Source organism: Stieleria sp., assembly GCF_041595215.1.
GTDB classification, from domain to species: Bacteria; Planctomycetota; Planctomycetia; order Pirellulales; family Pirellulaceae; genus Stieleria; species Stieleria magnilauensis.
On sequence record NZ_JBFHKV010000391.1, the window covers coordinates 1 to 6,968 of the forward strand.

At 57.1% G+C, this 6,968-nt stretch carries 6 protein-coding genes; 4 read left to right on the forward strand and 2 right to left on the reverse strand.

What is annotated here, in order from left to right:
• The first annotated feature begins 606 nt into the window (after window positions 1-606).
• Window positions 607-2,235, forward strand: coding sequence for a GumC family protein (locus ABX749_RS15975; protein WP_372896855.1), 1,629 nt, complete (start codon window positions 607-609; stop codon window positions 2,233-2,235).
• 21 nt (window positions 2,236-2,256) lie between these two features.
• Complete coding sequence (locus ABX749_RS15980) at window positions 2,257-3,576, forward strand: O-antigen ligase family protein (RefSeq protein WP_372896856.1); 1,320 nt, start codon at window positions 2,257-2,259, stop codon at window positions 3,574-3,576.
• Here ABX749_RS15980 and ABX749_RS15985 read toward each other — a convergent pair.
• A complete protein-coding gene (locus ABX749_RS15985; protein WP_145207477.1) occupies window positions 3,554-4,252 on the reverse strand; it encodes a hypothetical protein in 699 nt (232 codons plus the stop codon). The genes ABX749_RS15980 and ABX749_RS15985 overlap by 23 nt on opposite strands.
• A 277-nt stretch (window positions 4,253-4,529) precedes the next feature.
• Here ABX749_RS15985 and ABX749_RS15990 point away from each other — a divergent pair, with 277 nt between their 5' ends.
• Entirely contained in the window at window positions 4,530-5,210 is a 681-nt protein-coding gene (locus tag ABX749_RS15990; RefSeq protein WP_372896857.1) for a hypothetical protein, read from the forward strand.
• A gap of 109 nt (window positions 5,211-5,319) precedes the next feature.
• Here ABX749_RS15990 and ABX749_RS15995 read toward each other — a convergent pair whose 3' ends face one another.
• Window positions 5,320-5,964, reverse strand: a complete 645-nt coding sequence (locus ABX749_RS15995) for a hypothetical protein (RefSeq protein WP_372896858.1) — start codon at window positions 5,962-5,964, stop codon at window positions 5,320-5,322.
• A 137-nt stretch (window positions 5,965-6,101) separates the two neighbouring features.
• Between ABX749_RS15995 and ABX749_RS16000 the strand changes: the two genes are divergently transcribed.
• Window positions 6,102-6,968 (forward strand): aminotransferase class V-fold PLP-dependent enzyme (locus ABX749_RS16000; RefSeq protein ID WP_372896859.1); only part of this gene is annotated, 867 nt, incomplete at its 3' end.

Below are 6,968 nucleotides of genomic sequence, written 5' to 3' on the forward strand. Positions count from 1 at the left end.
AATGCCAACTCCATTGACACCAAACGGGGTGCTGTTTGTTAGCGGTAGGGCGCGATCCCACTACCGCTCAATCAAGAAGTGACTTACCCAAACATGGCGTTTAACTTTTGCTTCTCGATTTAGCGGTATTGGGCGCGAGCGTACGAACCCCGAACCCGCCACATCCAGATCGACCGAGCGGCCCAGCGCACGCTGCGATTCGGGTGGATGACACACGATGATTCCGCCCGCTAGATGCAGGGATCGCGAAGCGCGCCGGCGGTCCGGCTGTGCCAGATGCGGCTTCCCGTCCGGCGACGCAGCCTGCCAAAACCTCTCCGTCTGACGTCGCAGCTGCCCTAAAACCCAAGTGTCTAACCAACTTGAGTGAATTCCGTCGGTCGCCAATCATCTTGCACTCTTTGCGCCGGGGCTGTCCGGGGGGCGTCGACGTGGGACCGGATAACCGTTCATAATCTCAAAAACGCACCCCGGACGCTTGTTTCTGCCCCAGAACCAAACCGTTGCGGGATCGTTGTCCCGACTCGAAATTAGCATCGAGTTTGTCTTCGCCAATCGGTCACTCCCCAGTTCACGTCCCCCAGTTCAAATCGTTGTACGAATTCTATGAACTCTTTCCTAATGTGGCGGACTTCGCTTAGACGTCACTGGTTTGCCGCCGCGTTTTCCTTCGTCACTGTCATTGCCATCGCGGTGGCTGTGGTGTTGTACGCCCCGCGGCAGTACCGTTCCGTTTCCAAGCTGCTGTTGCGCGTCGGCTACGAAAGCGCAACGTTGGACCCCACGATGTCGGTCGTCGGGAACCCCGACGCCCCGGTCAAGACTCGCGAAGACGAGGTCGAAACGACGTTGGACGTGATGCACAGTCGGACGATCATCCAGGATGTGGTCGAGCGTCTTGGCCCCGACTTGATCCTTGACGAAAAACTTCCCAGTGCCGACGGTGCCTCTGAAGAGCCATCGAAAAATCGTCTCGCAACATGGATCGGCTCGTTAAAGACCTGGGTCAGCAACATTGATCCGATCAGTTCCGAAGAGCGAGCGATCCGGGCGTTGGAAAACTCGATTGATATTTCGGCGTCAGAGAAATCGAGTCTGGTCAAGGTTGAGTTCGAGTCAAAGAACCCTCAGGTTGCTCAGACGATCGTCTCCACTTGGGTCGATGCCTATTTGGCTCACCACGCGCAAGTCAATCGCACCCGCGGCACCTACGCTTTCTTTCTGGAACAGGACACGGAGCTGAAGCAGCAACTTGATGAGGTTCAAAGCAAAATTCGAGACGCCAAGAACGCGGCCGGATTTGCCACTCTCGATGGTCGCCAAACCCTTTTGGAAACACAGCTTGAAAAGGTTTCCAGCGAACTCTTTAAAGTCGAAGCGGATCTGGTCGAGTTCGGGATGCGTGCTGAAACCTATGCCGACCTGTTGGCAAACTCGGTCGCTCGCACCGTGACGGAACAAACCAGCGGACTTGAACGGAAGTCGCACAACGACATGAGGACGACCCTGTTCCAGTTGGAAGTGCTTGAAAACGAGTATGCTGCGAAATTCAAAACGGGCCATCCCAAGCTGACTTCGATTCGCGAACAACTCGAGAAAGCTCGCGAGATCGTTGACGCTCAAGAGTCGGAACTGACGGAGTCTCGGGAGGTGATCAACCCGACGCACCAACAACTGTTCGCCAGCCAGATTGTTGACCTGGCTTCGGAAAAGTCGCTTCTGGAACGTAGGAAGAAACTGCAAGAACAACGGGACTACCTGCTCACCGAAATCAATTCGCTGAACGAACACGAACAGCGGCTATCCAAACTGCAACGCGACGCCTCGGTTCTGGAGGAACGCTACAAGCTGCATTCGGTGATGCTCGAACAGGCGCGGTTGAACGAGGAATTGGAATCACACCGGATCACCAGTATCAACGTGTCCCAGCCGGCGACGCTGGAGGAACGGCCTGTCTCGCCGAACAAGCCGCTTTGTGCGATGGCCGGCCTGATCGCCGCGTTCGGCTTGGCGATGGGTGTTCCCGTCTTGCTGGATTTTCGGTCGTACCTGCCGATCGACCCGGCGCCCCAATCGCTCGGTCCTGAATCGGCGGCGTTGTGGGAGGAATCATCGTCTGACTTGGCCGAGCCGCCGGATCACGTCAGTCCGTCGGTGCCGATCCGGATCGACAAAGCGGAAGTCGTCAGGCGCGAAACCGAGGCTGAATCTCCCGTGGCTACGCGTCCACGTTGATCAACGTCCCCCTGGGAAGTCATGTTTCGATCCGACGCTTACTTGCAACGCATCACGACGTTCGGGGTTTGGGCATTACCGATCCTGACGTTCACGATCCCGAGTCGTCTGGAACCGTCCACGTTCGCTTCGCTTGATCCGCTTGTGATGGTCAAGCTGCTGATCTTGCTGGTCGTCTTTTTTGCCGGCTCGGCTGCGATCCTCGCCCGGCTCCCCGATGCAAAGACGCGATGGGTGTTGCGCCCCCTGTATCCGTTCTACCTGTATTTCGCCTGGGCGATTTTCAGTGTTCTGTGGACGCCGCGGCCGGCGATTTCGCTCTGGCAAGCCGGCGGGTTGGCGAGTCTGCTGGTGCTGGCGTCGCTGATCGCGTTGGTGGCAACCCGGCAAGACCGCACCGAAGCACTGTTGCGCATGCTCGGACAAATGTTGCTTGCGTTCAGCATCTTTGTGATCGCCATCCAACTTTTCGTTCCCGATCTTTCTGGATTGGATCGAGGCCTGATGATGGGCGGCAACTCCGGAATAGTTCACCCGACGGCGGCAGGTGCCAACGCATCCATCGGCTTGTTGATCTGCGTGCTCTGCCTGTTTGTCGGAAAATACAGGTGGGCGCTGCGGGGGGCGCTGATCGGCGGCGTGGTTCACGGGACGGTCTTGTTCTATGCCAGTAGCCGGATGGCGCTGTTGATGGCTGCGTTGACGGTCGGCATGGTGTTGTTTTTCTACGCCAGCAACTTGGTTCGTGCCGCGACAATCAGCCTGTTCGCGGTGCTGCTGCTGGTGATCGTACTGGTCGATCCGTCGTTCGGCTCGGTCCTCGATTCCAGGAGTCCGACCGTTCAGTACATCACGCGTGGGCAATCTGCCCGGCAATTGACCAAGGTGTCGGGCCGTGAAGAAATGTGGACGAAGGTTTGGCGGGAATACACGAAATCCAAGTGGATCGGGCACGGCTACTTCATCACCAGCGAAGAGGGAAGGCTTGAAGTCTGGTCGCTGAAAACCAATCACACGGCGCATAACATCTACCTTCAAGTCCTGGTGTCGACCGGTGTCATCGGTCTGCTGTTTTTCCTCGTGGCGATCGGCAATCTGGTCGTCAAATTCAGCCGCTTGGTCCAAGGCGATCGTTCGATGCAAAACTTGGCCACCACACTTGCCGTGGTCGCCATTTGGTACTTCGGCTGGTCGCTGTTGTGTGTTTCGTTCATGGGTCCGGTGCGATCCGAATCCGTGGTCTTCTTTGCCTTGATCGGGATCGCAATGGGCCGGTTGCCGAGCCTTGCCGGGGAAACGAGCACAACAGGCCGACAGGCTAGAACGCCCCTTTTGACCTGAGCGTTCTCTCGGCCACGCTGGCGGTGTCCAGCACCTCCGCCTTCGTGCCCTGAGCGTACTTCAGCAAAAACGGACGGACGAAACGCGTGTCACCGATCACCAATTCTTCTTCCTGGTGCACTTGGATCTCTTCGCCCGCCCGATGGTCATACACCATCAAGTAGTCCAGTAGGTTCAGAACACGGATCCCCTGCCCATCGCGGTCATAAATACACAGGTAAGCGTATCCGTTTTCGCGCAGATGAGCGGTCTTGATGTCTCTGCCCAAGGTGTAGGGAACGATTTGAAGGATCCCGCGTTTGACCGCCTGGACGAACTGCCGCCCGGGAATGCCGTCTCGCATCAGGTTGATCGCGCCGGTGGTCGTGAACAAAGCGCGCGGATAATTCAATTCCTGGTGCTCGGTCACGGCGCCGTAGAGCACCTCGTACATCTCCAGATCGGAAAACTCCGGAGCGACCTGCAGCTTGTCGATATAAAACAACAACCGGTACACCGCCCCCGATTGATCCCGGATGGCGTTGACCCAGCCCTCTTTTCCGTCCTTGTTTTCCCCGTCGACGTACAGAGATGCCAGCAAGGGATCGGGGCGAATCATCCGACGGACCGCATCGCGACGACTCTCCGCCTTGACGTAACTGCGTGAAGGCGATTGGTAAGCGGCCTTTTCTGGCATGGGAAAGCGTCCAAAGCGAGTGCACAAAACGTCCTTCACGATCAATCGTATCTGCCCTCGCTCCGATCATCAATGTTCGCGTTGTAGAAAAACGATTTGTAGACGTCAGGGCAGGGCATCGCAGGTCGCGGCCGGCATCTGACGCGAAACGGGTGCCCGATCTGAAAAAAACATCAGCAAATTGGCGCAATCGTTTGACACATGTCCCGCTGCTGTCCGCTTGGAGTCCTATCAACGGACCCTTCACCAGCTCACTTCAGTCACGGGAACTCGAACCATGTTAAGAAAACTGACCTTTTGCCTCGCTCTGGCAGGATTTTGTGGCGTTGCCAATGCAGGCGTGTTCGCCTTTGACGACGGCCCGACTCGCGTCGTCATGATTGACGGCACTTCGGCCAATGACGAGTGCGAAATCAAGTTCCGGGACGACGAAGATGACGATGCGATCGAATCTGGTCGAGTCGAAGTGGAACTCAATGGCCAAGAGTATGAATTCGAAGCCGTGGCCGGCCCATACACCCGACTGTATGTCATCTTCCGTGGCTGGAACGGGGACGACACACTGACCGCGAAGGACCTCGCGCTCGATTTTCCCGAGTTTTTCTACATCTACTTTGATGGCGGAAACCACGACGACAATTTCGATAACCAAACCGACATCGACAGCACCGCACGTGGCGGCTACGGCGAAGACATCTTGCTCGGAGGCGGCGGAAACGATGACCTGGCTGGCGGACGAGATTTTGACATCCTGATGGGCGGCGACGGGAATGACGACATGAGTGACTACGGCGACGGAATCCGTGACGAAATGTACGGCGGCGACGGTGCCGACCACTTCGGACGAATCGTCTACCAACGCACCCCTGGCTCGCGACGCTACACGCTGATCAGCGGAAACCGATTCATGGACTACGACGGCAGCGAGGGTGACAGCTACGACTTCGAAGTCCAGTGATCCGTTCTGATCGGTAAACGCCAACGGCAGACGCACAAAGTGTGTCTGCCGTTTTTTGCGTTCGGAACCCTCGTCGAGGATTTGAAAACTGCAGCGTTGACGACGTCATTCAGGACAAAGCCGTTCCCCATTGGTCATTACGATTTTTCTGCAAGAACTGCTCGACGCGAGGCAGTTTGTCGGGACCACGAAAGTGCAGGAAGTGGGCCAGTTCAGCGCGGAAATTGGGCACTTGATCATGCTGATTCCAACGCCACGACAAGGGCGTTGGGGTCACACCGGTTCGCTTGACCATCATGCAAAAGTAAACCTGGTCGGCAAAACGTGTTTCTTCGACGCGGATCCCGAGCGATTGAATCGAATCGGCGATCGTTCTCACGTAATCGCGTGTGATCAGGATCACGCCGCTGTTGTACATGTCCCGAATCGTGAAATCGTCAGCAATTTGATCGTGAATGCGTTGCAAGAAACGTGGCGCCACCCAACCGGACGGCTTCATCGCGATTTCGGAAAACGGGACCTCAAACAGACTTGGCGATCCCCGTCGCACCAGGATATCGCTGTCCAGGATCGCAATCCGGTCATAATCAGAGTCGCACAATTCGACCAGCGCTTCCCAATAGGCGAACACGGGACGACGATACGTCTGGCTTTGCGTCAACACACGAAACGCCGCCTGATGCGTCTCGGCATAGCGGCGCATCCGAGGAATCGTGTGCTTCGCGACTTCGTCTTCGCCGATGCTGACGGTCAAGAGCAGATCGCGTGTCACGGGCGTTGAGTTGGTTTGGAGGGCGGGACAGTTCGACGACGAGGCAATCAGAGGCGGTGATTTGAAGTATATTCTCTGCTTCGGGCGTACCTTTCAACAAGAACGGTGTGGAGACGCAGATGAATTCCAAACGAGGCAACCCTTCCGACCGGCCCTACTCATGGCCCGAAGTGCGTCGCCAATTTCGACTCGCGCCCCATCTCGTTCACCTCGCCCCGATGCTGTTTGCCTCGCATCCGCGCCCGGTGCGTCGCGCCCTGTCCAGATATCGAAGAATCCTGGATCGCAACCCGAAACGGGCACACGACGATTTGGAAATCAATGATGTGCGCGTTCTTTGCCGAGCGGCATCGTATTTCGGCTGCTCGCCGAATCAGATCGCGCTGACCGACAGCACGACGATGGGGCTGGGACTGGTGCTGACCAGTTTAGATCTTGACGAAAACGACGAGATCCTCCAAAGCGAGCATGGGCATTATTCGTCAGATGCATCGATCCGCTACGCGTTGGATCGCTCCCGAGCCAAGCGGGTCGAAAAAGCACTTTATGATCACCATGCGCCCATGGATGCCAGTGCGGACGTGATGGTCAACCAATTGCTGTCCGGTGTCAGCGATGCCACCCGCGTGGTCGTGGTCACGTGGGTGCATTCATCAACGGGTGTCAAGCTGCCGCTGTCCACGATCGCTCAGCGCATCACCCATCTGAACCAGGACCGCGCCGCCGAGCAAAAGATTCTGTTGGTCGTCGATGGCGTCCACGCGTTGGGCGTTGAAGATTTCAACCTCCAGGAGGGAAGTTGCGACTTTTTCATCGCCGGCTGCCACAAAACCCTGTGCGGTCCACGTGGAACCGGCATCATCTGGGGCAGCGAAGCGGGCTGGAAACGCGTTCGCCCCACGATCCCGCCGTTCGGAGCGGAACGTATCGAATGTTGGCGCAAGGGGCTCGTCGATTCCGCCGCCATCGGGCGACGGATGACACCG